Origin of the sequence: Phytopseudomonas punonensis, from assembly GCF_900142655.1 — a bacterium.
Lineage (GTDB): Bacteria > Pseudomonadota > Gammaproteobacteria > Pseudomonadales > Pseudomonadaceae > Aquipseudomonas > Aquipseudomonas punonensis.
In genome coordinates, this window is record NZ_FRBQ01000002.1 from 374,203 (window position 1) to 401,158 (window position 26,956).

General features: G+C 60.0%; 22 protein-coding genes. 17 read left to right on the forward strand and 5 right to left on the reverse strand.

Going from position 1 to position 26,956, the window contains the following annotated elements:
• Positions 1–229: 229 nt before the first annotated feature.
• Positions 230–2,155 carry an ATP-binding cassette domain-containing protein gene (locus BUC40_RS08440; protein ID WP_073264569.1) on the forward strand — a complete coding sequence of 642 codons (1,926 nt, stop codon included), beginning with the start codon at positions 230–232 and terminating at the stop codon, positions 2,153–2,155.
• Positions 2,156–2,227: 72 nt separating this feature from the next.
• Here BUC40_RS08440 and BUC40_RS08445 read toward each other — a convergent pair whose 3' ends face one another.
• Positions 2,228–2,671, reverse strand: a complete 444-nt coding sequence (locus BUC40_RS08445) for a universal stress protein (RefSeq protein ID WP_073264571.1) — start codon at positions 2,669–2,671, stop codon at positions 2,228–2,230.
• Positions 2,672–2,758: 87 nt separating this feature from the next.
• On the opposite strand from BUC40_RS08445, the gene BUC40_RS08450 reads away from it, so the two are divergent.
• Positions 2,759–3,196 carry a hypothetical protein gene (locus tag BUC40_RS08450; protein WP_073264573.1) on the forward strand — a complete coding sequence of 146 codons (438 nt, stop codon included), beginning with the start codon at positions 2,759–2,761 and terminating at the stop codon, positions 3,194–3,196.
• Positions 3,197–3,228: 32 nt separating this feature from the next.
• Here the strand turns inward: BUC40_RS08450 and BUC40_RS08455 are convergent, their stop codons facing one another.
• A complete protein-coding gene (locus BUC40_RS08455; RefSeq protein ID WP_073264575.1) occupies positions 3,229–4,044 on the reverse strand; it encodes a hypothetical protein in 816 nt (271 codons plus the stop codon).
• A 429-nt stretch (positions 4,045–4,473) separates the two neighbouring features.
• Between BUC40_RS08455 and fadB the strand changes: the two genes are divergently transcribed.
• The 6 genes from fadB (at position 4,474) to BUC40_RS08485 (ending at position 12,147) form a co-directional block, all read left to right on the forward strand.
• On the forward strand, positions 4,474–6,621 hold the full coding sequence (fadB, locus tag BUC40_RS08460) for a fatty acid oxidation complex subunit alpha FadB (RefSeq protein WP_073264577.1): 2,148 nt from the start codon (positions 4,474–4,476) through the stop codon (positions 6,619–6,621).
• A 30-nt stretch (positions 6,622–6,651) separates the two neighbouring features.
• Complete coding sequence (gene fadA, locus BUC40_RS08465; protein ID WP_073264579.1) at positions 6,652–7,827, forward strand: acetyl-CoA C-acyltransferase FadA; 1,176 nt, start codon at positions 6,652–6,654, stop codon at positions 7,825–7,827.
• A 286-nt stretch (positions 7,828–8,113) separates the two neighbouring features.
• A complete protein-coding gene (locus BUC40_RS08470) occupies positions 8,114–8,350 on the forward strand; it encodes a DUF1653 domain-containing protein (protein ID WP_073265172.1) in 237 nt (78 codons plus the stop codon).
• A gap of 268 nt (positions 8,351–8,618) precedes the next feature.
• A complete protein-coding gene (topA, locus tag BUC40_RS08475; RefSeq protein ID WP_073264581.1) occupies positions 8,619–11,222 on the forward strand; it encodes a type I DNA topoisomerase in 2,604 nt (867 codons plus the stop codon).
• Between the two features lie 54 nt (positions 11,223–11,276).
• Positions 11,277–11,798, forward strand: coding sequence for a DUF6586 family protein (locus tag BUC40_RS08480; RefSeq protein ID WP_073264583.1), 522 nt, complete (start codon positions 11,277–11,279; stop codon positions 11,796–11,798).
• Between the two features lie 112 nt (positions 11,799–11,910).
• The gene (locus tag BUC40_RS08485; RefSeq protein WP_073264585.1) at positions 11,911–12,147 is read left to right on the forward strand and encodes a hypothetical protein; all 237 of its coding nucleotides are present in this window, start codon (positions 11,911–11,913) and stop codon (positions 12,145–12,147) included.
• Positions 12,148–12,245: 98 nt separating this feature from the next.
• Here BUC40_RS08485 and sulA read toward each other — a convergent pair whose 3' ends face one another.
• Entirely contained in the window at positions 12,246–12,701 is a 456-nt protein-coding gene (gene sulA / locus BUC40_RS08490) for an SOS-induced cell division inhibitor SulA (protein ID WP_073264587.1), read from the reverse strand.
• Positions 12,702–12,712: 11 nt separating this feature from the next.
• The gene (lexA, locus tag BUC40_RS08495) at positions 12,713–13,324 is read right to left on the reverse strand and encodes a transcriptional repressor LexA (RefSeq protein WP_073264589.1); all 612 of its coding nucleotides are present in this window, start codon (positions 13,322–13,324) and stop codon (positions 12,713–12,715) included.
• A 272-nt stretch (positions 13,325–13,596) separates the two neighbouring features.
• Between lexA and BUC40_RS08500 the strand changes: the two genes are divergently transcribed.
• Positions 13,597–14,301 carry a TetR/AcrR family transcriptional regulator gene (locus BUC40_RS08500; protein WP_073264591.1) on the forward strand — a complete coding sequence of 235 codons (705 nt, stop codon included), beginning with the start codon at positions 13,597–13,599 and terminating at the stop codon, positions 14,299–14,301.
• A gap of 308 nt (positions 14,302–14,609) precedes the next feature.
• Positions 14,610–15,620, forward strand: coding sequence for a beta-N-acetylhexosaminidase (gene nagZ, locus BUC40_RS08505; RefSeq protein WP_073264593.1), 1,011 nt, complete (start codon positions 14,610–14,612; stop codon positions 15,618–15,620).
• Positions 15,621–15,883: 263 nt separating this feature from the next.
• On the opposite strand, the gene mfd is transcribed toward nagZ, so the two are convergent.
• A complete protein-coding gene (gene mfd, locus BUC40_RS08510; protein WP_073264595.1) occupies positions 15,884–19,327 on the reverse strand; it encodes a transcription-repair coupling factor in 3,444 nt (1,147 codons plus the stop codon).
• 152 nt (positions 19,328–19,479) lie between these two features.
• Here mfd and BUC40_RS08515 point away from each other — a divergent pair, with 152 nt between their 5' ends.
• The 7 genes from BUC40_RS08515 (at position 19,480) to nqrE (ending at position 26,954) form a co-directional block, all read left to right on the forward strand.
• The gene (locus BUC40_RS08515; protein WP_073264597.1) at positions 19,480–20,928 is read left to right on the forward strand and encodes a glyceraldehyde-3-phosphate dehydrogenase; all 1,449 of its coding nucleotides are present in this window, start codon (positions 19,480–19,482) and stop codon (positions 20,926–20,928) included.
• Between the two features lie 128 nt (positions 20,929–21,056).
• Positions 21,057–22,031: an arsenic resistance protein gene (locus BUC40_RS08520; protein ID WP_073264599.1), complete on the forward strand. Its 975-nt coding sequence runs from the start codon at positions 21,057–21,059 to the stop codon at positions 22,029–22,031.
• Between the two features lie 310 nt (positions 22,032–22,341).
• Complete coding sequence (locus tag BUC40_RS08525; protein ID WP_073264601.1) at positions 22,342–23,679, forward strand: Na(+)-translocating NADH-quinone reductase subunit A; 1,338 nt, start codon at positions 22,342–22,344, stop codon at positions 23,677–23,679.
• A gap of 3 nt (positions 23,680–23,682) precedes the next feature.
• Positions 23,683–24,894: an NADH:ubiquinone reductase (Na(+)-transporting) subunit B gene (locus BUC40_RS08530; RefSeq protein WP_073264603.1), complete on the forward strand. Its 1,212-nt coding sequence runs from the start codon at positions 23,683–23,685 to the stop codon at positions 24,892–24,894.
• On the forward strand, positions 24,887–25,675 hold the full coding sequence (locus BUC40_RS08535; RefSeq protein WP_073264605.1) for a Na(+)-translocating NADH-quinone reductase subunit C: 789 nt from the start codon (positions 24,887–24,889) through the stop codon (positions 25,673–25,675). The genes BUC40_RS08530 and BUC40_RS08535 overlap by 8 nt, the downstream gene beginning before the upstream one ends.
• Positions 25,672–26,346 carry an NADH:ubiquinone reductase (Na(+)-transporting) subunit D gene (locus tag BUC40_RS08540; RefSeq protein ID WP_208605765.1) on the forward strand — a complete coding sequence of 225 codons (675 nt, stop codon included), beginning with the start codon at positions 25,672–25,674 and terminating at the stop codon, positions 26,344–26,346. Before BUC40_RS08535 ends, BUC40_RS08540 begins: the two co-directional genes overlap by 4 nt.
• Complete coding sequence (gene nqrE / locus BUC40_RS08545; protein ID WP_073264609.1) at positions 26,346–26,954, forward strand: NADH:ubiquinone reductase (Na(+)-transporting) subunit E; 609 nt, start codon at positions 26,346–26,348, stop codon at positions 26,952–26,954. Before BUC40_RS08540 ends, nqrE begins: the two co-directional genes overlap by 1 nt.
• Positions 26,955–26,956 lie beyond the last annotated feature (2 nt).

Genomic DNA, 26,956 nt, shown 5'->3' on the forward strand with positions numbered 1-26,956 from the left:
GGGTTGACGCGAAAGGGCCGCCGGCTCTCTGCGCATGTCTGTTTATGTCACGTCGATGACCGGTGCCGAGGCCAACAGACGCCGCCGGCCTTCTCGGTTAGAATACGTCCCCGTTTTTGGCTGGCGCATGCGTCGGTCAGATCAGTTTCGTGGTCGGCTACAGCGAGCCCCTGGTCGCGTTCGCACAGGTTTTCGCCCACCACTCCTGCGTATTGTCGAGGCAACCTTCATGACCCTGCTCAAGTTCACCGATGTTTCCCTGGCCTTTGGCGCCATGCCGCTGCTGGACAAGGTGTCTTGGCAGATCGCCCGGGGCGAGCGGGTGTGCATCATCGGCCGTAACGGCACCGGCAAGTCGAGCATGCTCAAACTGGTGAAGGGCGATCAGAAACCCGATGACGGCGCTGTCTGGCGCGCGCCGGGCCTGAAGATTGGTGAGTTGCCCCAGGAGTTGCCGGTGGCCGACGGCCGTACGGTATTCGACGTGGTCGCCCAAGGTCTCGATGGCGTTGGCGAGCTGCTCGCCCAGTATCACCATCTGGCGCAGAACTGCGTGACCGAAGACGACCTCAACAAGCTCATGCATGTACAGCAGGAGCTCGAAGCGAAGGATGGCTGGCGCCTGCAGCAGCTGGTAGACAGCACCCTGAGCCGCCTGCAGTTGCCGGCCGACAAAACCCTGGCCGAGCTATCCGGTGGCTGGCGTCGACGTGTGCTGTTGGCTCAGGCACTGGTCAGCGAGCCGGACCTGCTGCTGCTCGACGAGCCTACCAACCACCTGGACATCGGCGCTATCGCCTGGCTCGAAGAGGCCATCAAGGACTTCCAGGGCGCGGTGCTGTTCATCACCCACGACCGGGCATTCCTGCAGAGCCTGGCCACGCGCATTCTTGAGCTGGACCGCGGCGGCCTGATCGACTGGAACGGCGATTACGCCAGCTTCCTGGTTCATAAGGAAGCCGCCCTGGCCGCCGAAGAAACCGCCAACGCGCTGTTCGACAAGAAACTCGCCCAGGAAGAGGTGTGGATCCGCCAGGGTATCAAGGCCCGCCGTACCCGTAACGAAGGCCGCGTGCGTGCCCTGAAAGCCTTGCGTATGGAGCGCAGCGAGCGTCGTGAGCGCACCGGCAAGGCGAATATTCAGCTGGATGTGGCGGACAAGTCTGGCAAGCAGGTGATGGTGCTGGAGAACGTCAGCTTCGCTCACCCGGATGGCCCGCTGCTGATCAAGGACTTTTCCATGGTGCTGCAGCGTGGCGACCGCATCGGTCTGCTCGGCGCCAACGGGACCGGCAAAACCACGCTGCTCAAGCTGATGCTCGATGGTCTGCAGCCTAGCGCCGGCAAGGTTGAACAGGGCACCAAGATCGAAGTGGCTTATTTCGATCAGCTGCGCCATCAGCTCGATCTGGAAAAGACCGTGATCGACAACATCTCCGAGGGTCGCGATTTCATCGAGATCGACGGCCAGAACCGCCATGTGCTGAGCTACCTGGGCGACTTCCTGTTCAGTCCGCAGCGTGCTCGTACGCCGGTCAAGGCGTTGTCTGGTGGCGAGCGTGCGCGTCTGCTGCTGGCCAAGCTGTTCAGCAAGCCAGCCAACCTGCTGGTACTCGACGAACCGACCAACGACCTTGATGTGGAAACCCTTGAGCTGCTCGAAGAGGTGCTGTCGAACTTCAAGGGCACTGTGCTAATGGTCAGCCACGACCGGGCATTTCTCGACAACGTGGTCACCAGCACGCTGGTCTTCGAGGGTGAAGGCAAGGTGCGCGAATACGTCGGTGGTTATCAGGACTGGCTGCGTCAGGGTGGCTCGCCACGCCTGCTCGGCGTGGGCGAAACCAAATCAGGCAAGGCCGAGCTGGGCTCTGCGGTCGTCGAAACACCTGTCGCTGCACCCGTTGCCGAGCCGGCAGACAGCGCTCCTGCAGCCAAGAAGAAACTCAGCTACAAGCACCAGCGTGAGCTCGATGCGATGCCCGAGCAGATCGATGTCGCTGAACAGAAGATCGCCGAGCTGGAAGCCAAGATCGCGGACCCTGCGTTCTATCAGCAGTCCGGTGAGCAAACTGCGGCAGTATTGGCGCAGTTGCAGGCGCAGCAGGAAGAGCTGGAGCGGCTGGTCGAGCGTTGGGCTGAGCTGGAAGGCTGATGCCGGTGAGCAACTCGCGGATATGAAAACGCCGGGCTTTTGCCCGGCGTTGTTCGCTGTACTGCAGGCTGATCAGGCCGTTGGTTTCTTCAGGCTGACCGCCAGCACGTCGCAGGGGGCGCCATGCAGTACGTCGTTGGCGGTGGAGCCGAGCAGCAAAGCCAGGCCGTGACGGCCATGGCTGCCAACGATGATCAGGTCGCAGTGCTGTTCGGATGCCAGGCGATGAATTTCCTGGCGCGGTTGGCCGTAAGCCAGGTGGCGGCTCTCGGCGCTGAGTTGAGGGTATTTGACGGCAAAAGCGTCAAGGCGCTCCTTGGCCTGTTCGAACTGCTGCTGTTGCAGCATCGACAGATCCATCGGTACGTCGCCGCCAAAGGCCATGGCCATCGGCTCGACGATATGCACCACGGAGAGTTTGGCTTGAGTGCTGCCGGCCAGAGCCTGGGCGCGCTTCATTACCGGGTCGCACTCCTCGGTCAGATCGACGGCGACCAGAATGTGCTGGTAGGACATGGGGTTGTCTCCTTTAAGGGTGACCAGTGATTTCAAGTATGGCTGGTTTGAGCATTTACCACAGGTTGCGCAGTCGAGATAGAAAATATGACGGGTTGGATCGTTGTCGCCTTACTCATCGTTGCGCTTAGCCCGCTGGTTTGGCTGGTGCCATCGCGGCGTCAACGCGGGCAGATGGACGTTCGCCTCGAGGCGCGGCGCATGGGGCTGGCGATGCAGCTGGCGCGTGAAGAATGGCCGTACTGGCTGAGCAAAACGCCGCCCAGCCCGTGCCCGCAATACCATCACCCGCGTCCGCGTGGGCGGCAGGACAGCTGGTGTTACTGGCAGCGTGAGCCCGGTGTTTGGGTGAATAAATGGCAGGAGCCCTGTGCGGACGCGCCGCTGGCGGCTCAGCTCGCGACCTTGCCGGCGGATGTCTACAAGGCGGAAGCCACGCCGCAGATGATCGCCTTGTTCTGGGGTGAGCGGGCGCATCCAGAGTCCCTGGCCGCGATTGCGGCCTTTCTCAAGGCGCGTGCCTGAGCCTTGCCAGGCGAAGCACAGATAGCCGGTCATCAGGAATTGCCTTGCTGCGCATACAGCTCACCCGCTTCAGTCAGGCTGCGGATGATGCTGTCCGAGTATTTGCTGACGACGAAGGGCACGCTCTTCTCGTTGTAGTTGCGCAGTGAGTTCTCGATATATCGCCATTTGGTGGCCACGCCGTCGAGCGTCGTATTGATCGCTGCGCTGTTACCCGCCTGGCCGCGCAATGCGATCAGGCGCGCGGCAAAGTCGGCGACCAGCTCTTCGATGGGGCGTTCGCTGCTATCTGCCGAGAAACTCGCACCTACCGCTGCACTGCGCGCTGCGTAGTTCACGGCGATGCTTTGCATCAGCAGGCTGAGCTGCCGGGTGCTGTTCATCTGCTCGCTGACGGCATTGCCGTCCATACGCAGCAAGGCTTCGTAGAGCGCCTGGGCGGTTGCCAGCACCTGGCGGTTGCGCGCGGCCATGTCAGCCACCGGCTGCAAATCCGTGAAACCCTGTTTTTGCAGCGCCGTCATCAGGGTCGTCAGCTCCTGGTCATAGGCTTGCCATTGCTGCTGAAGCTGAGCCTGCAGGCGAGCGGCGCCCACGTCAGGCAGGTCCGCCAGCTTGCCCAGTTGCTCGCGAGCTTCCTGGCGGGAGGTGTCGATCATCCGCGCATAGCGCTGGTCGCCTTCCATGCTGTTGTACATGTAGAAGTCGGCAAGGCTTTTCTGGGTGGCGAGATGAAAGCTCTGTAGCCCGCGCAGCGCGCCAGTGGTGTCGGCCTTTGTGGCGCCAGGTGCCAGCAGGGCGGCGAGCAGGAGAATATTCAGAGAGAAGGCACGCAACGGTGTCGGCATGCTGAAACCTCGGTGTTCTATCGTTCTTGTTGTTTTTGATTGGCCGGTGGCAGCCGGACGGCGCGACTGTACCCGCGGTCGCGCCGTTTGGCTAGCGGCCAGATGAAGCCGGCACATGCCTGGCGAATGATGGGTTATCGGCGCCGATGATTGGCTTTTCGCTGCAGGCTCGCGTGACTGTATGGTCTGCGTAGTGGCGCTCGCAGGCGGCTACATAACGCCATTTGACAATCCACGGCTTTTCCGTGAATGTGTGCTCACCCAAATCAAACGGGCGTATGAATTGAGCGTTTGCCGCTTTGGCAGTGCCCAATCCAGTCCGAATATCGCATCGGTGGGTAGCGGATTTTCGTCTACGGTTTTCGTGACGCGAGTTGGCTGGTTGGCTCGATGTGTACTGTTCAGATTCCCTAGCGTGGAGATCAGTTGATGATTTACGAAGGTAAAGCCATCACGGTTAAGGCTCTTGAAAGCGGCATCGTCGAACTCAAGTTCGATCTCAAGGGTGAGTCCGTCAACAAATTCAATCGTCTGACCCTGAGCGAGCTCCGTCAGTCCGTCGACGCGATCAAGGCTGATGCCTCGATCAAAGGCGTAATCGTCAGCAGCGGCAAAGACGTATTCATCGTCGGTGCCGATATCACCGAGTTCGTCGACAACTTCAAACTGCCTGAAGAGCAACTGGTCTCCAGCAGTCTGGAAGCCAATAAAATCTTCAGCGATTTCGAAGACCTGAGCGTGCCTACCGTCGTCGCCATCAACGGCATCGCCCTCGGTGGCGGTCTGGAAATGTGCCTGGCTGCGGATTACCGCGTCATGGCCGAAGGCGCCAAGATCGGCCTGCCTGAAGTCAAATTGGGTATCTATCCGGGCTTTGGCGGCACCGTGCGTCTGCCTCGTCTGATCGGTACCGACAACGCCGTCGAGTGGATTGCCTCCGGCAAGGAAAACCGCGCCGAAGAAGCCCTCAAGGTGGGTGCAGTGGACGCTGTGGTCAGTGCTGACAAACTGCAGGCCGGTGCTCTGGACCTGATCAAGCGCGCCATCTCCGGCGAGCTGGATTACAAGGCCAAGCGTCAGCCGAAGCTGGAAAAGCTCAAGCTCAACGCCATCGAACAGATGATGGCCTTCGAAACCGCCAAGGGTTTCGTTGCCGGCCAGGCTGGCCCGAACTACCCGGCGCCGGTCGAAGCGATCAAAACCATTCAGAAAGCCGCCAACTTTGGCCGTGACAAGGCGCTCGAAGTCGAAGCCGCCGGTTTCGCCAAGCTGGCCAAGACTTCGGTTGCGGAAAGCCTGATCGGCTTGTTCCTCAATGACCAGGAACTGAAGAAGAAAGCCAAGGCCCACGACGCTATTGCCCAGGATGTGAAACTGGCCGCCGTGCTCGGTGCCGGCATCATGGGTGGCGGTATCGCCTATCAGTCAGCGTCCAAAGGCACGCCGATCCTGATGAAGGATATCCGCGAAGAAGGCATCAAGATGGGCCTCAATGAGGCCTCCAAGTTGCTCGGCAAGCGCGTCGAGAAAGGCCGCATGACCACCGCGCAGATGGCTGAATCGCTGAGCTCCATTCGTCCGACCATGTCCTACGGTGATTTCGGCCACGTCGACATTGTCGTCGAAGCCGTAGTCGAGAACCCCAAGGTTAAGCAGGCTGTACTGGCCGAGGTCGAGGCTACGGTCAAGGAAGACACCATTCTGGCGTCCAATACCTCGACCATTTCCATCAGCCTGCTGGCCAAGGCGCTCAAGCGTCCGGAAAACTTCGTCGGCATGCACTTCTTCAACCCGGTGCACATGATGCCGCTGGTCGAAGTCATCCGTGGCGAGAAGTCCAGCGACAAGGCCGTTGCCACCACCGTGGCGTACGCCAAGAAGATGGGCAAGAACCCGATCGTGGTCAACGACTGCCCGGGTTTTTTGGTAAACCGCATCCTGTTCCCGTACTTTGGCGGTTTCGCCAAGCTGCTCAGTTTCGGCGTCGACTTCGCCCGCGTCGACAAGGTGATGGAGAAGTTCGGCTGGCCCATGGGCCCGGCTTACCTGTCCGATGTGGTCGGTATCGACACCGGCCACCACGGCCGTGACGTGATGGCTGAGGGCTTCCCGGATCGCATGGCAGTCGAAGGCCGCACCGCGGTCGACGTGATGTACGAAGCCAACCGCCTGGGCCAGAAGAACGGCAAGGGCTTCTACGCCTACGAGACCGACAAGCGCGGCAAGCCGAAGAAGGTCACCGACCCTGAGGCTTACGAACTGCTCAAGTCGATCGTGGTCGAGCAGCGTGAGCTGAGCGACGAGGACATCATTAACACCATGATGATCCCGCTGTGCCTGGAAACCGTACGCTGCCTGGAAGACGGTATCGTCGAAACGGCTGCCGAGGCTGATATGGGCCTGATCTACGGCATCGGTTTCCCACCGTTCCGCGGTGGTGCGCTGCGCTACATAGACAGTGTCGGGGTTGCCGAATTCGTGGCCCTGGCCGACAAGTACGCCGATCTGGGCGCGCTGTATAAGCCGACCGAGAAACTGCGTGAAATGGCCAAAAACGGCCAGACCTTCTTTGGTTAATCGCGCAACGATTGGAGCGAGAGTGAATTTATGAGCCTGAATCCAAGAGATGCAGTCATCGTCGACTTCGGCCGTACCCCGATGGGACGTTCCAAGGGCGGCATGCACCGTAATATCCGTGCCGAAACGATGTCGGCGCAGCTGATCAGCAAACTGCTGGAGCGCAACAGCAAGGTCGACCCTAAAGAAGTCGAAGACGTCATTTGGGGTTGCGTCAACCAAACCCTGGAGCAGGGCTGGAACATCGCGCGCATGGCGTCGCTGATGACCCAGATCCCGCACACCAGTGCCGGGCAAACCGTCAGCCGCCTGTGCGGCTCGTCGATGAGCGCCCTGCATACCGCCGTGCAGGCGATCCAGACCGGCAACGGCGATGTGTTCGTGGTCGGTGGCGTTGAGCACATGGGCCACGTCGGCATGATGCATGGCGTCGACCCGAACCCGCACCTGTCGCTGTATGCCGCCAAGGCGTCCGGCATGATGGGCCTGACCGCCGAGATGCTGGGCAAGATGCACGGCATTACCCGCGAAGCCCAGGACAAGTTCGGCGTACGTTCGCACCAGCTGGCCCACAAGGCCACGCTGGAAGGCAAGTTCAAGGACGAGATCATCCCGCTGCAGGGCTATGACGAGAACGGCTTCCTCAAGGTCTTCGACTACGACGAGACCATTCGCCCGGAAACCACCCTGGAAAGCCTGGCCAACCTCAAGCCGGCGTTCAATCCCAAGGGCGGCACCGTCACGGCGGGTACTTCCTCGCAGATCACCGATGGCGCCTCCTGCATGATCGTCATGAGCGCTCAGCGCGCCCAGGATCTGGGTATCCAGCCGATGGCCGTAGTTCGCGCCATGGCCGTGGCCGGTGTCGATCCGGCGATCATGGGTTACGGCCCGGTACCGTCGACCCAGAAGGCCCTCAAGCGCGCCGGGCTGACCATCGATGACATCGATTTCGTCGAGCTCAACGAAGCCTTCGCTGCCCAGGCCCTGCCCGTGCTGAAAGACCTCAAGCTGCTCGACAAGATGGAAGAGAAGGTCAACCTGCACGGCGGCGCTATCGCACTGGGCCACCCGTTCGGTTGTTCCGGGGCGCGTATCTCCGGTACCCTGCTGAATGTGATGAAGCAGAACAACGGCACCTTCGGCGTTGCGACCATGTGTGTTGGCCTGGGGCAGGGTATCACCACGGTGTTCGAGCGCATCTGAGAATCCGCCAAAGGCTGCTGCGCGTCGGCTCTGCTGCGTTAAAAGTAGACTCGAAATGCTCATTTACATCAGTAAACTGCGCTTTTCTCGCCTGATTTTGCCTTGCATAGCTCTAGCTCGCGCACCTTTGAACGGATTCGCGGTATCTGTTGCACAGCCGGGGCTTCTGCCCCGGCTTTTGTTTTTAGGAGCCTGCCATGTCGCATGGCTACCCAGGTTCGGCCCGTTGCACGAAATACCGGCCGACCTTTCTATCGAACGAAAAATATTTCCAGGAAATTGAATGATGTCGCTGCAGCCCGGTCTCTACCGTCATTACAAAGGTCCCGAGTACCGTGTGTTGGGTGTGGCCCGGCACTCGGAGACGCAAGAGCAGGTTGTCGTCTATCAGGCGCTGTATGGCGAGTTTGGGCTCTGGGTGCGGCCGCTGGAGATGTTTACCGGCGAGGTCGAACTGGACGGCAAGCACGTTCCGCGCTTTGCTTTTGTCGAAGCCGAAACGAGCGTTCTGCGTCGTCCCTGAGGTCGATCTCGAAGATACTCGCCCTTGACCTTGCTGCGACCGCCACTATATATAGCGGGGCCAAAGCAGGTCGCAGGGCGCTCTTGCAGTCCGCCGCATGACGGCAAGACTGGGGTAGCACCAGCGGCCGCGCCACGTTTCTTGGCGTTCGCTCTTTCGGGCGAGCGCCGTCATCGTCGACGCGTTAGGCGTTGACTCGATACGCCTCATAGTGTTTTCAGGCAGTTGCTTGCCTTTCAATTTATCGAATTCAGGAATTTTCCAATCCATGGGTAAATCGCTGGTCATCGTGGAATCCCCGGCCAAGGCCAAGACCATCAACAAGTATCTGGGTAGCCAGTACGTGGTGAAGTCGAGCATCGGCCACATCCGCGACCTGCCCACCAGTGGCGGCGCTGCCAAGGAGCCTGCCAAACGCGGCAAGGCTGCTGCCGGCGAAGCGCCTGCTCTGTCGCCCAAGGAAAAAGCCAAGCGTCAGCTGTTCAACCGCATGGGTGTCGATCCCGAGCACGGCTGGAAGGCCAAGTACGAGATCCTGCCCGGCAAGGAAAAAGTGGTCGAGGAGTTGCGTCGCCTCGCCAAGGAAGCCGACACCATCTATCTCGCGACCGACTTGGATAGAGAGGGGGAGGCCATCGCCTGGCACCTGCGCGAGTCCATCGGTGGCGATGACAGCCGCTACAAGCGCGTGGTGTTCAACGAGATCACCAAAAAGGCCATTCAGGAGGCGTTTTCCGCGCCGGGTGAGCTGGACATCAATCGTGTCAACGCCCAGCAGGCGCGCCGCTTCCTCGATCGCGTAGTGGGTTACATGGTCTCGCCGCTGCTGTGGTCGAAGATCGCCCGTGGCCTGTCGGCGGGCCGCGTGCAGTCGGTTGCGGTCAAGCTGGTGGTCGAGCGCGAGAAGGAAATCCGCGCCTTCGTACCCGAAGAATACTGGGAAGTGCACGCCGACCTCGGTACCGCCAAGGACGCCAACGTGCGCTTCGAAGTGGCTCGCGAAAATGGCGCTGCCTTCAAGCCGCTGAACGAAGCACAGGCCATGGCTGCGCTGGCGACCCTCAAGGCGTCGAGCTACAGCGTCGCCAAGCGTGAAGACAAGCCGACCAGCAGCAAGCCATCGGCGCCGTTCATCACCTCCACGTTGCAGCAGGCCGCCAGCACGCGCCTGGGCTTTGGGGTGAAGAAAACCATGATGATGGCCCAGCGTCTCTATGAGGCCGGCTACATCACCTATATGCGTACCGACTCGACCAACCTGTCGGCCGATGCCATCGAAATGGTACGCGGCTTCATCGACAGCGAGTACGGCAAGAAATACCTGCCGGAGAAGCCCAACTTCTACTCCAGCAAGGAAGGCGCCCAGGAGGCGCATGAAGCGATTCGTCCTTCTGACGTCAACCTGCGTCCGACTCAGCTGTCGGGGATGGAGCGTGATGCCGAGCGTCTGTACGAGCTGATCTGGCGCCAATTCGTGGCCTGCCAGATGCCGCCGGCCGAGTACCTGTCGACTACCGTCACGGTCACCGCTGCCAGGTTCGAGCTGCGCGCCAAGGGCCGCATCCTCAAGTTCGACGGTTATACCCGTGCGTTGCCGCAAATCAGCAAGCCGGGCGATGACGCCGTGCTGCCGGAAATGAAGGAAGGCGAAGCGCTCAAGCTGATCAAGCTCGACCCCAGCCAGCACTTCACCAAGCCGCCGGCGCGTTATTCGGAAGCCAGCTTGGTCAAGGAAATGGAAAAGCGTGGAATCGGTCGTCCGTCCACCTACGCGGCGATCATTTCCACTATTCAGGATCGTGGCTACGTGGCGCTGCATAACCGCCGCTTCTACTCGGAGAAGATGGGCGACATCGTCACCGAGCGCCTCAGCGAAAGCTTCTCCGACCTGATGGACTACGGCTTCACCGCCGGCATGGAAGAGAACCTCGACGATGTGGCCCAGGGCGAGCGCGAGTGGAAGCACCTGCTCGACGAGTTCTATGGCGACTTCAAGAAGAAGCTCGAAGTGGCGGCCGATGGTGACAATGGCATGCGTGCCAACACGCCGACGCCAACCGACATTCCCTGCCGCGATTGCGGCCGGCACATGATGATTCGTACCGCCTCCACGGGCGTTTTCCTCGGCTGCTCGGGCTACGCCCTGCCGCCGAAAGAACGCTGCAAGGCCACGGTCAACCTGGTGCCGGGCGACGAGATCGCTGCCGATGACGAGGGTGAGTCGGAATCCCGCGTGCTGCTCGGCAAGCATCGCTGCCCGATCTGCGCCACTGCGATGGACGCCTACCTGCTGGATGAAACCCGCGAACTGCATATCTGTGGTAACAACCCGGATTGCACCGGTTATGAGATCGAGCAGGGTCAATTCCGTATCAAGGGCTACGAAGGCCCGAGCCTGGAGTGCGACAAGTGCGGTAGCCAGATGCAGCTCAAGACCGGCCGTTTCGGCAAGTTCTTCGGCTGCACCAACAGCGAATGCAAGAACACCCGCAAGTTGCTGCGCAATGGCGAACCCGCACCACCCAAGATGGATGCGGTGAAGATGCCAGAGCTCAAGTGCGAGAAAGTCGACGACACCTACGTACTGCGCGACGGGGCGTCGGGGCTGTTCCTGGCTGCCAGCCAGTTCCCGAAAAACCGCGAGACTCGTGCGCCGCTGGTGCTCGAGCTGTTGCCGCACAAGGACGAGATCGACCCGAAGTATGAGTTCCTATTCTCGGCGCCAACCAAGGACCCTGAGGGCCGTGCGGCGGTGATCCGCTACAGCCGCAAGACCAAGGAGCAATACGTGCAGACCGAGGTGGACGGCAAGCCAACCGGCTGGAAAGCGTTCTACGACGGCGGCAAGTGGAAGGTCGAAGACAAGCGTTGATCGGCGCCCGGCACGCTCTGGTGGAGCGTGCCGGGCGTTATCTGGAGAGTGCATATGGCTGGCGAACTGTACACCCGCACCAATCAGAAGATTTTCTACGCCGGGCTCTCTCTGGAGTCCTGGCGCAAGGCCGAAGAAGGTCGGGCGATGAATGCTCAGGCGCTGGTGCAGGCCGAGCGAGAAGCCACGCTATTTCACCTCTATGGCGCGCTTTTGGGGCTCTGTCACGAGATCGCTGGCTTCTATCGGCTGGCCAACAGCACTGCGCCGCGAGCTGAAGTACTGCTCGATAGGCAGAGTCTGGCTGCTGCGCCGAGCCCTGAATTGGCCGAGTTGATTGAGCTGTCCGAAAACACCCACACCTGGTTGGGGCAGCTATTGTCTGCTCATGCCGAGTTGTTCAAGCCGCCGCGCCCACCGCGAGAGGCCAAGGCAGACCCTGCCGCTTCACCGCTGATTCAGGCTGTCAGCCTCGATGAGGAAGCACCGTTGTTGTCTCGTGAAACGCTGGAAAGCTGGCGGCAAGAGCTCAAGGTGCTGGCGCAGCGTTTTCGAGTTGGCCTGAGCGAGTGGTAGAAGGGAAGCCTGCCAAACTTTGAAAGTCCGTTCAGCGCCTGGTGGGCTTTTCGCCAAGCGACTGAGCGGAGCGGCTGCTACAATGCGCGGCCTTTCGTGGAGAAACCGATTTATGCCTACTTCCTTCCTTGAAATCGTCGAACTGCCCGATGGGCGTATCGCCCTGCGTCGAGCCGATGATGAGGAAGCGCTGGTGGTGTTGGATTTCTCCGAAGATGCCAAGGCCTTTCTCCAGGGCCAGCATGTGGAAGTCGCCAAAGCGATGCTCAATGTCGGCGTGCAAATGGCCGGCAAAATGGCAGAGGGCGATTTCGAGCACGAAGACGAACAGCCTCGCGTCCTTCACTGACAGACCCTAGCCCCGGTTAAGCGAAAACAGATAAATAAAAGGCCAGCATGATTCGCTGGCCTTTGCTTTTTAGCGGATTCTTGCTCGCCGCCGCTATCTCAACCTAGGCTGATATTCAGGCTTTGCGCCTTGCCGGTGCGGGCTGCTGCTTCCAGCTGCTGACGTGCGTGCTGGGGCAGGGGATGCAGCCAGCTGACAACGGTATGGCTACGGCCAAGCTTCAATGCTTCCTGAGCAAGTTGCAGCGCACTCTGGCCGCTTCGTGGCTGCAGCAGCAGAATCCGCTCGCGATTGAGGCCCGCATCGCGCAGCCAGCTCTGAGTCAGGCTGGCCGGTGGTGCGATCAGAGTCAGCCAGCGTTCGTCATTCTTCTCGCTCAGTTCCCTTAGCATGGGCGCCAGTAGCGTCAGACAATGCCCAGCCGCACCACGCAGAGAGACTTCGCTGAAGGTTTCTTCCTGGCTTGCTGGATCCTCTGCGAATGCTATGGTCGATGCCAGAAATGCATCGAACAGGGGCAACTGGTTACGGCTCAACGACTGGGGGAACTGCATGACGCCTCCAATTAGCGGCGGATGACGCCGACACTCAAACCTTCGATGATCAGATCCTGTTCTTCCAGGTTCACTTCGATCGGCGCGAACTCGGGGTTTTCCGCCAGCAGCCAGACGGTATTGCCCTCGCGTTTGAAGCGCTTGACCGTGACTTCGTCGTCGATGCGCGCCACTACCACCTGGCCGTTACGGGCTTCGCTGGTGGCGTGCACGGCTAGAAGGTCGCCGTCGATGATGCCGATGTCCTTCATGCTCATGCCGCGTACGCGCAACAGGTAGTCGGCTTTGGGGCGGAAAAAGTCCGGGTTGATCCGGCAAGCTTCCTCGACGTGCTGCTGAGCGAGGATGGGCGCGCCAGCTGCCACGCGGCCAATCACCGGCAGGCCTTCTTCCTCGATCTGATTGGGTTCGAAGCCAGGAATACGGATGCCGCGTGAGGCGCCAGGGGTCATTTCGATAGCGCCTTTGCGCGCCAACGCCTTGAGGTGCTCTTCGGCAGCATTTGGTGACTTGAAGCCGAGCGCCTGAGCGATCTCTGCACGAGTCGGCGGGTAACCGTTATCTTCCAGGCACTGCTTGATGATGGCGAGGATTTCGGCTTGGCGGGGCGTCAGCTTGATCATGTAGATGGCTCTGTCTTTTTATACAGTTGCTGGGATTATATACAGTAAGTTCCGATTGGCAATCCACAGATGCGCGTGGCGAGCTGTTATTCGCCAGACGGCTGATAAAGGCAGTGCAACGAGCTATGCTCAGCCAGCTCATCTGGCAGGTATGCCGTCACGTCGACGCTATCGCCAAATGATGACTAGGCATCCAGAATACGGCTATCGCGACTTGACAGAAGATCGCGCTAAAACGTATGTTTCAAACACTTGTTTGTCGGATGGATGTCATGGCGCAATCGGAAACCGTTGAACGCATTCTGGATGCCGCGGAGCAGTTGTTCGCGGAAAAAGGGTTTGCCGAAACGTCGCTGCGCCTGATTACGAGCAAGGCTGGGGTGAACCTGGCTGCCGTCAACTATCACTTCGGTTCCAAGAAGGCGCTCATTCAGGCAGTCTTCTCCCGCTTCCTCGGGCCGTTCTGCACCAGCCTCGAACGCGAGTTGGACAAGCGCCAAAGCAAGCCAGGGGTGACCTTCAGCCTCGAAGAGCTGCTCGAGCTGCTCGTCGAACAGACCTTGGCGGTAAAGCCGCGTAGTGGCAACGACCTGTCCATCTTCATGCGCCTGCTCGGCTTGGCATTCAGCCAGAGCCAGGGTCACCTGCGCAAATACCTCGAAGAAGTGTACGGGAAGGTGTTCCGCCGCTACATGCTGCTGGTGCACGAAGCTGCGCCTGGCATTCCACCTCTCGAATTGTTCTGGCGCGTGCACTTCATGCTGGGCGCCGCGGCGTTCAGCATGTCCGGTATCAAGGCGTTGCGAGCCATGGCCGAAAGTGACTTTGGCGTCGACACCTCCATCGAGCAGGTGATGCGCCTGATGGTGCCGTTCCTGGCGGCCGGCATGCGCTCGGAAAGCGGTGTAACCGATGAACGCCTGGCAGCCGCACAAGTGATTCCCCGCAGTAAGGGGCCTGCCATCATCAAGGGCTGATGCCTTGCCCGGCTTGCGAGGGGCTCGCTGCTGCCCCTAAGCTAGCGCACATTCCAGCAGCCAATCCCCATAGCTCCGCATTCGCGTATCTCTATCAAGAGATGGAGTAGTTTTGCCTGCAACTGAGCGTCTTAATCTCTCGTATGCTTGGCGAGTACGGAACCTGTGTCCACCGCAATGTCCCATGGCTGTGCACATCGTTGTCTGCTGCAAACCTTTTCTGGCGCCCGCTCTATTTGCCTGGCGCTATCGATGAAGCGCGTCGTTCCAACTGGTCGGCGCGGTCACTCAATTAAGGATTCCCCGTTGTGAGTACACTTTTGTATGGCTCCCTGGTGGTCGATATCGCTGGCACTTGGCTGACCGCCGAAGACCGGCAGTTGCTGCGCCAGCCCGAGGTCGGTGGCCTGATAATTTTCGCCCGCAATATCGAAAATCCGCGTCAGGTGCGTGAGCTATCCCAGGCCATTCGTGCTGTACGTCCTGATCTGCTGCTTGCAGTGGATCAAGAGGGCGGTCGTGTTCAGCGGCTGCGCGAGGGGTTCGTAAAGTTGCCAGCCATGCGTGCCATTGCCGGCTGCGCCGATGCAGAAAACCTGGCACGGCAATGCGGCTGGTTGATGGCCACCGAAGTACTGGCGGTGGGGCTGGATCTTAGCTTCGCGCCGGTGTTGGATCTGGATCATGAGCGCAGCGCGGTGGTTGGTCATCGCGCCTTCGAGGGCGACCCCGAGCGTGCTACGCAGCTCGCTGGCGCCTTTATCCGTGGCATGGCTGAGGCGGGCATGGCGGCGACCGGCAAGCATTTTCCGGGGCATGGTTGGGCAGAGGCCGACTCCCATGTGGCGATTCCCCTTGATGAGCGCAGCCTGGAGGAAATCCGCCAGAACGATTTGCGGCCCTTCGCGGCGCTGAGTCGTGACCTGGCGGCCGTGATGCCGGCTCACGTCATCTACTCGCAGGTCGACAGCCAGCCAGCCGGTTTCTCGCGCCGCTGGCTGCAGGACATTCTGCGAGGCGAGCTGGGCTTCGAGGGGGTGATTTTCAGCGATGACCTGTCGATGGCCGGCGCCCATGTGGTCGGCGACGCCGCCAGCCGCATCGAAGCAGCGCTGAGCGCCGGCTGCGACATGGGCCTGGTGTGCAATGATCGGGCGGCAGCTGAGCTGGCATTGTCGGCAGCGCAGCGTCTCAAGGTTGTTGCACCGAAAGGCCTGGAGCGTATGCGTCGCCGGGCTTTTCCGGGCGTCGACTATCGCCAGGATCCGCGTTGGGCGCAGGCGCTTTCGGCGTTGCGGGCGGCGCAGTTGGTGGAGTGAGGCGAGAGCATTTGTCTGGTTTACCCGGCTGCTGCAAAGTGGGGCGGATTCAGCCGGCCGTTCGCGATCGTGGGAGGGGCTTTAGCCCCGAGCTCTTCGTTTGTCTTGCTAAAAACTCGAGGCTAAAGCCTCTCCCACGAGATCGCTGGATGTCCGCTTTTGCCTTGTAGCAGTCGTTATAGGGCAGCAAGCAGGCTCGGCGTATCGGTTCGCCAGGGCCGCGCCACAAACAATCAGGGCCGCGCAAGCGGCCCTGATTGTTTTCAGCTCTTCACTGTCGCCAGCAGGCGTTCGAGCAGCGCTTCCAGCGTGTTGAAGCGTTCCTCTGCTCGCTCCATCGGCACCGAGAAGCGGAACAGGGTGGCGCCTTCGAACTTGTAGCGGTTCGGCGCGCTCTGGATCAGCTTGATCAGCGTCAGCGGATCGACCGGCGTTTCGGCGGCGAACTCGATTCGCCCACCCTGCGGCCCTGCGTCGATCTTCTTGATGCCCAGGCGCTCGGCTTGCAGCTTGAGCAGCGTGATGCGTACCAGATGTTTGGTCGGGTCGGGGAGCAGGCCGAAGCGATCAATCATCTCCACCTGCAGCTCTTTCAAGCCGTCCTCGTCGGTGGCGTTAGCGATACGTTTGTAGAGAATCAGCCGCGCATGTACATCTGGCAGGTAATCCTCGGGAATCAGCGCCGGTACGCGCAGATTGATTTCCGGCCCACCGCCGAGTGGCTGGTCGAGGTTCGGCTGTTCGCCCTTGCGGATCGATTTGACCGCGCGCTCGAGCATTTCCATGTACAGCGTGAAGCCGACAGCCTGGATCTGCCCGCTCTGGCCGTCGCCGAGCAGTTCGCCGGCACCGCGGATTTCCAGGTCGTGGGTGGCCAGCACGAAACCGGCACCGAGATCCTGAGCGTTAGCGATGGCTTCGAGGCGCTTCTGCGCATCGTCGGTCATCTGCTTGCGTGGTGGCGTCAGCAGGTAGGCGTAGGCCTGGTGGTGGCTACGGCCGACCCGGCCCCGTAGCTGGTGCAACTGGGCCAGACCGAACTTGTCGGCGCGCTCGATGATGATGGTGTTGGCGCTCGGCACGTCGATACCGGTCTCGATGATGGTCGAGGCGATCAGCACGTTGAAGCGCTTGTGATAGAAGTCGCCCATCACCTGTTCCAGCTCGCGCTCGTGCATCTGCCCGTGGCCGATACCGATGCGTGCTTCCGGCACCAGTTCGGCGAGATCGGCGGCGCACTTCTCGATGGTCTTCACGTCGTTGTGCAGGTAGTACACCTGGCCGCCGCGCAACAGTTCGCGCAGTAGTGCTTCTTTGATCGTCGGGTTGTTCTGCTCCATGACGAAGGTTCGCACCGACAGGCGCCGTGCCGGCGGCGTGGCGATGATCGACAGGTCGCGCATGCCCGACACCGCCATGTTCAGCGTGCGCGGAATCGGCGTGGCGGTGAGGGTGAGAATGTCCACTTCACTGCGCAGCGCCTTGAGCACTTCCTTCTGGCGCACGCCGAAACGGTGTTCTTCGTCGATGATCACCAGGCCCAGGTTCTTGATCTTGACGTCGTCCTGCAAGAGCTTGTGGGTGCCGATGATGATGTCGATCTTGCCCTCGGCCAGTTGCTGCACGGCCGCGCTGATTTCCTTGGCGCTTTTGAAACGGCTCATCACCTCGACCGTTACCGGCCAGTCGGCGAAGCGGTCACGGAAGCTGTTGTAGTGCTGCTGGGCGAGCAGGGTGGTCGGCACCAGAATCGCCACCTGGCGACCGCCGTGCACGGCGATGAAGGCCGCGCGCATAGCCACTTCGGTCTTGCCGAAGCCGACGTCGCCGCACACCAGGCGATCCATTGGTTTGGGCGCGAGCATGTCGTCGCGCACCGCTTCGATGGCGCTCTGCTGGTCCGGTGTTTCCTCGAACGGGAAGCCGGCGCTGAAGGTCTCGTAGTCGGCTTTCGGGTCGTTGAAGGCGTAGCCTTCGCGTGCTGCGCGGCGGGCGTAGATGTCGAGCAGCTCGGCAGCCACGTCGCGAACCTGTTCGGCCGCTTTGCGCTTGGCCTTTTGCCAGACTTCCGAGCCCAGCCGATGCAGCGGTGCCAGAGCGTCGTCACTGCCGGTGTAGCGGGCGATCAGATGCAGGCTGGCGACCGGTACGTAGAGCTTGGCTTCCTCGGCGTACATCAGGGCGAGAAATTCGGCGGCCTGGCCGTCGAACTCCATCGTCACCAGGCCCAGGTAGCGGCCTACGCCATGATCGATATGCACCACCGGCGCGCCTTCGCGCAGCTCGGTGAGGTTCTTGATCACGTTGTCGCCGGCGTCTCGAGTCTTTTCACGACGGCGGCGCTGCATGACGCGTTGACCAAACAGCGGGCTTTCGGCGATGAGAGCGATGTCGGTTAGCTGCAGGCCTTCATCGAGCGGCGCGATGGTGATACCCAGGCGTTCCTTGCTCGCGCAGAACTGCGGCCAGCCATCCACTTCCTTGGGCTTGAGCTTGAGGCGTGCGAGCAGCTCCAGCAGCACCTCACGGCGACCTGCAGATTCTGCGCAGAACAGCACGCGCCCGGGATATTCCTCGATAAAACGGCGCAGCGCTGCCAGCGGTTCGCTGGTTTTCGCCTGGATCGCCAGGTCGGGCAGGGCGCTGGCTTCGAAGCGCGTGCGGCCAATACCGGTCTCGATGTCATCCTGGCTGACGACTACCCGCGGCCAGTCTTTCAGGCGCGCAAAGCAGTCTTCGACCGGCAGGAAGATATCGGCTGGCGGCAGCAGCGGCCGCTCGGGATCGACGCGACGCTCCTCGTAGCGGTTGCGCGCATCGGTCCAGAACTGTTCCGCGGCCTTTTCGATACCGGGCAGCGAGAACACCTGGGTGTCCTGGGGCAGGTAGTCGAAGAGTGTGGCGGTTTCTTCGAAGAACAGCGGCAGGTAGTACTCGATACCGGCTGGGGTGATGCCGGTGGAAAGATCCTGATAGATCGGGCAGCGGCGGAAGTCGACGTCGAAGCGCTCGCGGAAGCGTCCGCGGAAATCGGTGACGGCTTTTTTCTCCAGCGGAAATTCGCGGGCTGGCAGCAGCTTGATCGACTCGACCTTGTCGATCGAGCGTTGGGTCTCCGGGTCGAAGGTGCGCAGGGTTTCGATCTCGTCGTCGAACAGGTCGATACGAAACGGCTGCTTGCTGCCCATCGGAAACAGGTCGATCAGCGCGCCACGCACGGTGAATTCGCCATGCTCGTAGACGGTATCGACATAGCGATAACCGGTGGCTTCCAGACGCGCGCGCATGTCATCGACATTGATGCGCTGACCGACATCCAGCACCAGGCTGCTGCCGAGCAGAAAGCGTGTGGGCGCGAGGCGATGCAGCGCCGTGGTGATCGGCACGACGAGAATGCCGTGCTTGAGCTCCGGCAAGCGGTACAGCGCGGCGATGCGCTGGGAAATGATGTCCTGGTGCGGCGAGAACAGATCGTAGGGCAGCGTTTCCCAGTCGGGGAAATGCAGTACCGGCAACTCCGGCGCGAAGAAACTCAGCTCCTGCTCCAGGCGCTCGGCGCTCTGGCTATCGGCGGTGAGCAGCAGGGTGAAGCGCTTGGCAGCGCTGGCCGCTTCGGCAACGGCCAGGCTCAGTGCGGCACCGGGCAGGTTGCCCCAGTGTTGTTTACCGGCGGTGGCCGGCAAGGACGGCAGACGCAGTACAGGCACAGGTGGCTCGCGATTGGTAACGATTTGGCCCCCGATTGTAACTATCCGCGAGGATGACTGTCAGTGTTTCGACCGCTGCAGATTGCCGACCAATCCCTGTGTCGTCATAATGTAGCCCCTTTTTTCAGCCCCTACATGTGGAAGGTATTGCCGTGACTCAGAAGCCCGACCAGTGTCTTGGTGAATGGATTGACCGTGAAGCTCTCGCCGAGGCGATGATTCCGCTGATTGGTCAGCTGTACCGCAACAACAACGTGGTGCTGTCGATCCATGGCCGCAGCCTGATCAACCGCTCGGTCATCGAGATTCTCAAGGCGCACCGTTTCGCCCGTCACCGTCAGGCTGACGAGAGCGGCCTGGCTGTGCATGACTCCTACGCCGTACTCAAAGCCATGAGCGAGCTCAAGCTGGGTGCCGCGTCCGTCGACCTGGGCAAGATGGTCGGCAAGTTCAAGGCTGAAGGTAACGGCCGCAGCATCGAGCAGTTCGTCAAGGACGAACTGGCTGACGTAGCCAACCAGCAGAACGCTTCGCCACGCAAGGGCACCGACGTTGTTCTTTATGGTTTCGGTCGTATCGGCCGCCTGCTGGCTCGCATCCTGATTGAACACACCGGTGGTGGCGACGGCCTGCGTCTGCGTGCGATCGTCGTGCGTAAAGGCGCCGAAAACGACTTGGTCAAGCGCGCTAGCCTGCTGCGCCGCGACTCGGTACACGGCAAGTTCAATGGCACCATCACCATTGATGAAGAAAACAGCACACTGACTGCTAACGGCAACCTGATTCAGGTGATCTACGCCAAGGACCCGTCGGCTATCGACTACACCCAGTACGGTATCAAGGATGCACTGCTGGTCGATAACACTGGTGTATGGCGTGATGCCGACGGTCTTGGCCAGCACCTCAAGTGCCCGGGTATCGATCGTGTGGTTCTGACCGCTCCGGGCAAAGGCGCGCTGAAGAACATCGTGCATGGCATCAACCACGGTGAAATCACTGCTGACGACAAGATCGTTTCGGCGGCTTCGTGCACCACCAACGCCATCGTGCCGGTGCTCAAGGCAGTCAACGACAAGTACGGCATCGTCAACGGTCACGTTGAAACCGTTCACTCGTACACCAACGACCAGAACCTGATCGACAACTTCCACAAGGGCAGTCGTCGTGGCCGCAGCGCCGCGCTGAACATGGTCATCACCGAAACTGGTGCTGCCACTGCTGCTGCCAAAGCACTGCCGGTTCTCAAGGGCAAGCTGACTGGTAACGCGATTCGCGTGCCGACGCCAAACGTGTCGATGGCCATTCTCAACCTGAACCTCGAGAAAGCCACCAGTCGCGAAGAAATCAACGAGTACCTGCGCCAGATGGCCATGCACTCCGACCTGCAGAAGCAGATCGATTTCGTCAGCTCTCAGGAAGTGGTTTCTACCGACTTCGTCGGCTCGCGCCATGCCGGTGTAGTGGACGCTGAGGCGACCATCTCCAACGACAACCGTGTTGTGCTGTACGTTTGGTACGACAACGAGTTTGGCTATAGCTGCCAGGTGATTCGCGTGATGGAAGAAATGGCTGGGGTCAACCCGCCGGCTTTCCCGCGTTGATTGCATTGGCATGAAAAATGGGAGCCCTTGGGCTCCCATTTTTATTGGTATTCCGCGAGCAAGTCGAGCTGCTGGACTCGGCTCGCGATAGTGTTCGGAGAGGGAGCTATTGGCGAACCAGGAGGCATATGAACAGAGAAATGCTGGAGCAGCAGCAGATTCCGGTCTACTTCGCTGCTATCGCGGTTGCGGCTCTTGGTGGAACGCTGGCGCCAGTTGTGTTTCAGGGGATGGCGGTTCTGGTGACGCCCTCTATTGCGCTGCTGATGTACGCCATGTTTCTGCAGATTCCATTTCTGGATCTGCGAAAAGGCTTGAGCAACAGGCGTTTTTTGGCGGCGCTGCTGGTCGCCAATTTCATTCTGGTCCCGATGCTCGTCTGGATGTTGACCCGAAGTCTGGTCGACCAGCCTGCGTTGTTGGTAGGTGCCTTGCTGGTTCTGCTCACTCCGTGTATCGACTATGTCGTGGTGTTCACGCACATCGGTAAGGGTGATTCGCAGCGGATGTTGGCGGCGACACCCTTACTGCTGTTGCTCCAGTTGCTGTTACTGCCTCTGTATTTGAGCCTCATGCTGGAGGCGGGGGCTCCACTGGTTATTGCCATCGAGCCCTTCGTACAGGCGTTTCTTGTCCTGATTGTTCTGCCGCTGGTGCTGGCTGTTGTCACTTGTGGGGTAGGGCGTAGACGGCAAGCTGTGCAGCGCTGGAACGATGCATGGGCCTGGGCTCCGGTACCTGCCATGGCGATTGTGTTAATTGTTGTGATCGGCTCGCAGATCGACTTCGTCATGCAAGAACTTGGCAAGCTTCTACCAGTCGTGCCCGTCTATCTCGGTTTCATGTTGCTGGCGCCTTTGCTTGGTGCCTTGGCCGCCTGGATTGCCAGGCTACCGGCTGGGACGGCACGCTCGGTGGTGTTCAGCAGCTCGACGCGGAACTCGTTGGTGGTATTGCCGCTGGCGCTGGCGCTGCCCGAAGGCGTTCGCGAGTTGGCCGCAGCGGCTGTCATTACCCAAACGCTTATAGAGCTGATAAGTGAGCTGATCTATATCCGTGCAGTGCCGGCGCTGATCTGGCGCAAGCGCAGGCCACCTCGGTGAAGTACATTCGCAACAATTCTGCCGTATCGCGCCGAGGATGAGCCGGCAGTGGCCATTTGGCTGGGCAGTTTGCCGTGGGTTGCACGCCTTAAATGTCCGCTCAGCTGTTGCGTCCTGTAACGTAAGTTCTACAAGAAGCAACAGCTTGGGTAGCGTCGGGTTGTCGCACAACCGTATAATTCCGTCGATTTTTACCCGCGTCCGCCCTTCGTTTGCATTGGCTATTCACTAGTTCAATGTGTGACGAGCATTTGCGTTTCAGGCTGCGGACGTATTCTAAGAAAGCTTAAAACAGTGGTTAGGCAGACCTATGATCAAAATAAAACATGGGCTTGATTTGCCCATAACAGGCGCGCCGGCTCAGCAGATCGAAGCAGCCAGGCCGGTGCGCAGTGTCGCTGTCATAGGCTTCGATTATCACGATATGAAACCTACCATGGCGGTTCAGGTCGGGGATCGGGTCAAGCTGGGCCAAGTTTTGTTCTCCGACAAAAAGCTGCAGGGGGTGCATTACACCGCCCCTGGTGCTGGTGTAGTGAGTGCTATTCATCGCGGTGAGAAGCGGGTGCTGCAATCGGTCGTCATAGAGCTGGACGGTGACGAGCAGGAAACCTTCGCTCAATATACTCAGGAGCAGCTTGCCAGCCTGAGTGACCAGCAGGTGCGAGATAACCTGCTGCGTTCCGGTCTCTGGACTGCTCTGCGCACCCGGCCTTACAGCAAGGTGCCTGCGGCCGATGCCGTGCCCAACTCGATATTCGTCACCGCAATCGATACTCATCCGCTGGCTGCTGATCCGGCCGTGGTTATCGCCGAGCAGGCCGTCCATTTCGAAAATGGGCTCAAAGTGCTCAGCCGCCTGGCTCGCGTTTTCCTCTGCAAGGCCGAGGGCGTGACGCTACCCGGCGAGGCCGTGGCTGGCGTGACCAGTGAATCCTTCGCCGGCCCACACCCTGCGGGCCTAGCGGGCACTCATATTCATTTCCTCGATCCGGTGAGCGTCAGCAAGAGCGTATGGACGATCAACTATCAGGATGCCATCGCCATCGGCAAACTGTTCTCCACCGGGCAATTGTCGGTGGAACGTGTCGTTGCGCTGGCGGGGCCTGTCGTCGAGCGTCCGCGTCTGCTGCGTACCCGTCTGGGCGCCAACCTCAGTGAGTTGACCGCAGGTGAACTGCAGCCTGGCAATAACCGTGTGGTGTCCGGCTCGCTGCTGGGCGGGCGAACCTCTCGCGGGGCCTGTGATTTTCTTGGCCGTTACCATGTGCAGGTATCTTGCCTGCGCGAAGGTAATGATCGCGAAATGATGCATTACCTGCGGGCTGGGGTGAACAAGCACTCGGTGCTCAACATCTTTGTGTCGAAGTTGAACGCTGCCAAGCGGTTCGCTTTTTCCACCACTACCAACGGCAGCCCGCGAGCGATGGTGCCGGTAGGCAACTACGAGGTGGTGATGCCCCTCGATATCCTGCCGACCCAGTTGCTGCGCTATCTGATTGTCGGTGATACGGAAATGGCTCAGAAACTGGGTTGCTTAGAACTCGACGAAGAAGACCTGGCGCTGTGCACCTACGTGTGTGCCGGCAAGTATGAATATGGTCCGATCCTGCGGGACAACCTCAGCCGTATCGAAAAGGAGGGTTAATCCGTGGGTATCCGTGCATTTCTCGACAAGATCGAGCATAACTTCGAGAAGGGTGGCAAGTACGAGAAGTGGTACGCCCTCTACGAGGCGGCTGACACTTTCTTTTACCGTCCAAGCAGCGTGACCAAGACCACCGCTCATGTGCGTGATGGCATCGACCTCAAGCGCATGATGATCACGGTATGGGCCTGTACCTTCCCGGCGATGTTCTTCGGTATGTGGAACACCGGTTATCAGGCCAACCTGATCTTCGCTCAGAGCCCTGAGCTACTGGCTGCACAGGATGGCTGGCGTTTCGGCCTGATTGGCGCGCTTGCCGGGTTTGATCCGAACAGCCTGTGGGATAACTTCATTCAGGGGGCGGCGTACTTCCTGCCCGTGTATGCGGTGACCTTCATCGTTGGCGGGTTTTGGGAAGTGTTGTTCGCTTCGATCCGGCGCCATGAGGTCAATGAGGGTTTCTTCGTCACGTCCGTGCTGTTCGCGCTGATTCTGCCGCCGAGCATTCCGCTCTGGCAGGTAGCGCTGGGTATCAGCTTTGGCGTGGTGATCGGCAAGGAAGTATTCGGCGGTACTGGCAAGAACTTCCTCAACCCTGCACTGACCGGCCGTGCTTTCCTGTTCTTTGCCTACCCGGCGCAGATGTCTGGTGATCAGGTGTGGACGGCAGTCGACGGCTTCGCTGGTGCCACTTCGCTGAGCCTTGCGGCTTCCGGTGGCATGGACAATGTCATCAACAGTGGCATTACCTGGATGGACGCTTTCATCGGCACCATTCACGGTTCCATGGGCGAAACCAGCACGCTAGCGATCTTCATCGGTGGTGCGGTGCTGTTGCTGACCAAGATTGCGTCCTGGCGCATCGTCGCCGGGGTGATGCTTGGCATGATCGCCTTGAGCTCGCTGTTCAATGCCATCGGTTCGGATACCAACCCGATGTTCGCCATGCCCTGGTATTGGCATCTGGTGGTCGGCGGCTTTGCTTTTGGCATGATCTTCATGGCCACCGATCCGGTATCAGCTTCTATGACCAACACCGGCAAGTGGATCTTCGGTGCTCTGATCGGTGTGATGGTCGTGCTGATCAGGGTGGTCAACCCGGCGTTCCCCGAGGGCATGATGCTGGCGATTCTGCTAGCCAACCTGTTTGCTCCTCTGATCGACCACTACGTGGTTCAGGCCAACATCAAGCGGAGGCTGGCACGTAATGTCTAGTCAAAAAGAATCCACCGCTCGCACGCTGACCGTCGCTCTGCTGGTCTGCCTGGTGTGCTCGGTGTTTGTTGCCGGTGCAGCCATCGCGCTGAAACCGACTCAAGTGGAAAATCGCCTGCTCGACAAGCAGCGCAGCATCCTGGCGATTGCCGGGCTGGCCAAGCCAGGCATGAGCGGTGCTGAAGTCAAGGCCGTGTTTGACGAGCGCATCAGTGCTCGCCTGGTGGATCTGGACAGTGGCAAGTTCAGTGATGTCAAAGACCCGCTGACGTTCGATCCTCTGGCCGCTGCCAAAGATCCGCAACAGTCCGAAGCCCTGAGTGGCAGCGAGGACATTGCTTCCATCAAGCGTCGCGAGAATCTCACCACCGTTTACCTGGTGGAGCGCGATGGTCAGATGGAAACGCTGGTGCTGCCGGTGCGTGGCTACGGCCTCTGGTCGACGCTGCACGGGTTCATGGCACTTGAGGGTGACCTGAATACCGTGGCCGGGTTCGGGTTCTACCAGCATGCCGAGACACCCGGGCTGGGCGGCGAAGTCGACAATCCCAAGTGGGTAGGGTTGTGGCCGGGCAAGACCCTCTATAACGATCAGGGCGACCTGGTCATTCGCATCATCAAGGGTAACGTCGATGCCCAGAGTCCGCAGGCTACTCACCAGGTCGATGGCCTGGCCGGTGCCACGCTGACCAGCAACGGCGTGAATAATCTGTTGCACTTCTGGCTCGGCAAAAACGGCTTTGCCCGTTTCCTGGCCAATCTGCAGAAAGGGGAGGCCTGATCATGTCGCAGCCAACCATCAAAGAAGTCCTGCTTAACCCGATATTCAACAACAACCCCATTGGCCTGCAGATTCTCGGGATTTGCTCGGCCCTGGCGGTAACCTCGAACCTGAAGACGGCGCTGGTAATGTCCATTGCGCTGACGCTGGTTACTGGTTTTTCCAACCTGTTCATCTCGATGATCCGCAGCCAGATTCCCAGTTCGATCCGTATGATCGTACAGATGGTGATCATCGCCTCGCTGGTGATCGTGGTCGATCAGGTCCTCAAGGCATACGCCTATAGTCTGTCCAAGCAGCTGTCGGTGTTCGTCGGTCTGATCATCACCAACTGTATTGTCATGGGCCGTGCCGAAGCCTTCGCCATGCAGAACCCGCCGATGCTGTCGTTTTTCGACGGTATCGGTAATGGTCTGGGCTATAGCGCCATGCTGGTCATGCTGGGCATCGTGCGTGAGCTGTTCGGCGCCGGCAAACTGATGGGTTACACCATCATTCCGGTGGTCAACGATGGCGGCTGGTACCAGCCCAATGGCATGTTGCTGTTGCCACCTTCAGCGTTTTTCCTGATCGGCCTGTTCATCTGGGCGTTGCGTAGCTGGAAGAAGGATCAGGTCGAGAAAACCAGCTTCAAAATGGCGCCTCAGGTTTCCAGCAAGGAGGCCTATTAATGGAACACTATCTCAGCCTGCTGGCCAAGGCCGTGTTCGTCGAGAACATGGCACTCGCCTTCTTCCTTGGCATGTGTACCTTCATCGCCATTTCCAAGAAGGTAGAAACGGCCATCGGCCTCGGCATCGCCGTGATCGTGGTGCAGGTCATCACCGTGCCGGCCAACAACCTGATCTATACCTACCTGCTCAAGGACGGTGCACTGGCCTGGGCCGGTCTGCCGGACGTGGACCTGAGCTTCCTTGGTCTGCTCAGCTATATCGGTGTGATCGCCGCTATCGTGCAGATTCTCGAAATGCTCCTCGACAAGTACGTACCAGCGCTCTACAACGCGCTCGGTGTGTTCCTGCCGCTGATCACGGTTAACTGCGCCATTATGGGCGGCACCCTGTTCATGGTCGAGCGTGACTACAACCTGGCGGAAAGTACCGTGTATGGCTTCGGCTCCGGTCTTTCCTGGGCGCTGGCTATCGCCGCGTTGGCAGGCATCCGCGAGAAGCTTAAGTACAGTGATGTGCCCGCAGGCCTGCAAGGCCTGGGCATCACCTTCATCACCATCGGTCTGATGTCGCTAGGCTTCATGTCCTTCTCCGGCGTGCAGTTGTAAGG

Bases quoted from the DNA above. Each gene is read 5' to 3' on its own strand.
- BUC40_RS08440 (WP_073264569.1), top strand. From the start codon at position 230: ATGACCCTGCTCAAGTTCACCGATGTTTCCCTGGCCTTTGGCGCCATG.
- BUC40_RS08445 (WP_073264571.1), bottom strand. From the start codon at position 2,671: ATGTCCTACCAGCACATTCTGGTCGCCGTCGATCTGACCGAGGAGTGC.
- BUC40_RS08450 (WP_073264573.1), top strand. From the start codon at position 2,759: ATGACGGGTTGGATCGTTGTCGCCTTACTCATCGTTGCGCTTAGCCCG.
- BUC40_RS08455 (WP_073264575.1), bottom strand. From the start codon at position 4,044: ATGCCGACACCGTTGCGTGCCTTCTCTCTGAATATTCTCCTGCTCGCC.
- fadB (WP_073264577.1), top strand. From the start codon at position 4,474: ATGATTTACGAAGGTAAAGCCATCACGGTTAAGGCTCTTGAAAGCGGC.
- fadA (WP_073264579.1), top strand. From the start codon at position 6,652: ATGAGCCTGAATCCAAGAGATGCAGTCATCGTCGACTTCGGCCGTACC.
- BUC40_RS08470 (WP_073265172.1), top strand. From the start codon at position 8,114: ATGTCGCTGCAGCCCGGTCTCTACCGTCATTACAAAGGTCCCGAGTAC.
- topA (WP_073264581.1), top strand. From the start codon at position 8,619: ATGGGTAAATCGCTGGTCATCGTGGAATCCCCGGCCAAGGCCAAGACC.
- BUC40_RS08480 (WP_073264583.1), top strand. From the start codon at position 11,277: ATGGCTGGCGAACTGTACACCCGCACCAATCAGAAGATTTTCTACGCC.
- BUC40_RS08485 (WP_073264585.1), top strand. From the start codon at position 11,911: ATGCCTACTTCCTTCCTTGAAATCGTCGAACTGCCCGATGGGCGTATC.
- sulA (WP_073264587.1), bottom strand. From the start codon at position 12,701: ATGCAGTTCCCCCAGTCGTTGAGCCGTAACCAGTTGCCCCTGTTCGAT.
- lexA (WP_073264589.1), bottom strand. From the start codon at position 13,324: ATGATCAAGCTGACGCCCCGCCAAGCCGAAATCCTCGCCATCATCAAG.
- BUC40_RS08500 (WP_073264591.1), top strand. From the start codon at position 13,597: ATGGCGCAATCGGAAACCGTTGAACGCATTCTGGATGCCGCGGAGCAG.
- BUC40_RS08520 (WP_073264599.1), top strand. From the start codon at position 21,057: ATGAACAGAGAAATGCTGGAGCAGCAGCAGATTCCGGTCTACTTCGCT.
- BUC40_RS08525 (WP_073264601.1), top strand. From the start codon at position 22,342: ATGATCAAAATAAAACATGGGCTTGATTTGCCCATAACAGGCGCGCCG.
- BUC40_RS08535 (WP_073264605.1), top strand. From the start codon at position 24,887: ATGTCTAGTCAAAAAGAATCCACCGCTCGCACGCTGACCGTCGCTCTG.
- nqrE (WP_073264609.1), top strand. From the start codon at position 26,346: ATGGAACACTATCTCAGCCTGCTGGCCAAGGCCGTGTTCGTCGAGAAC.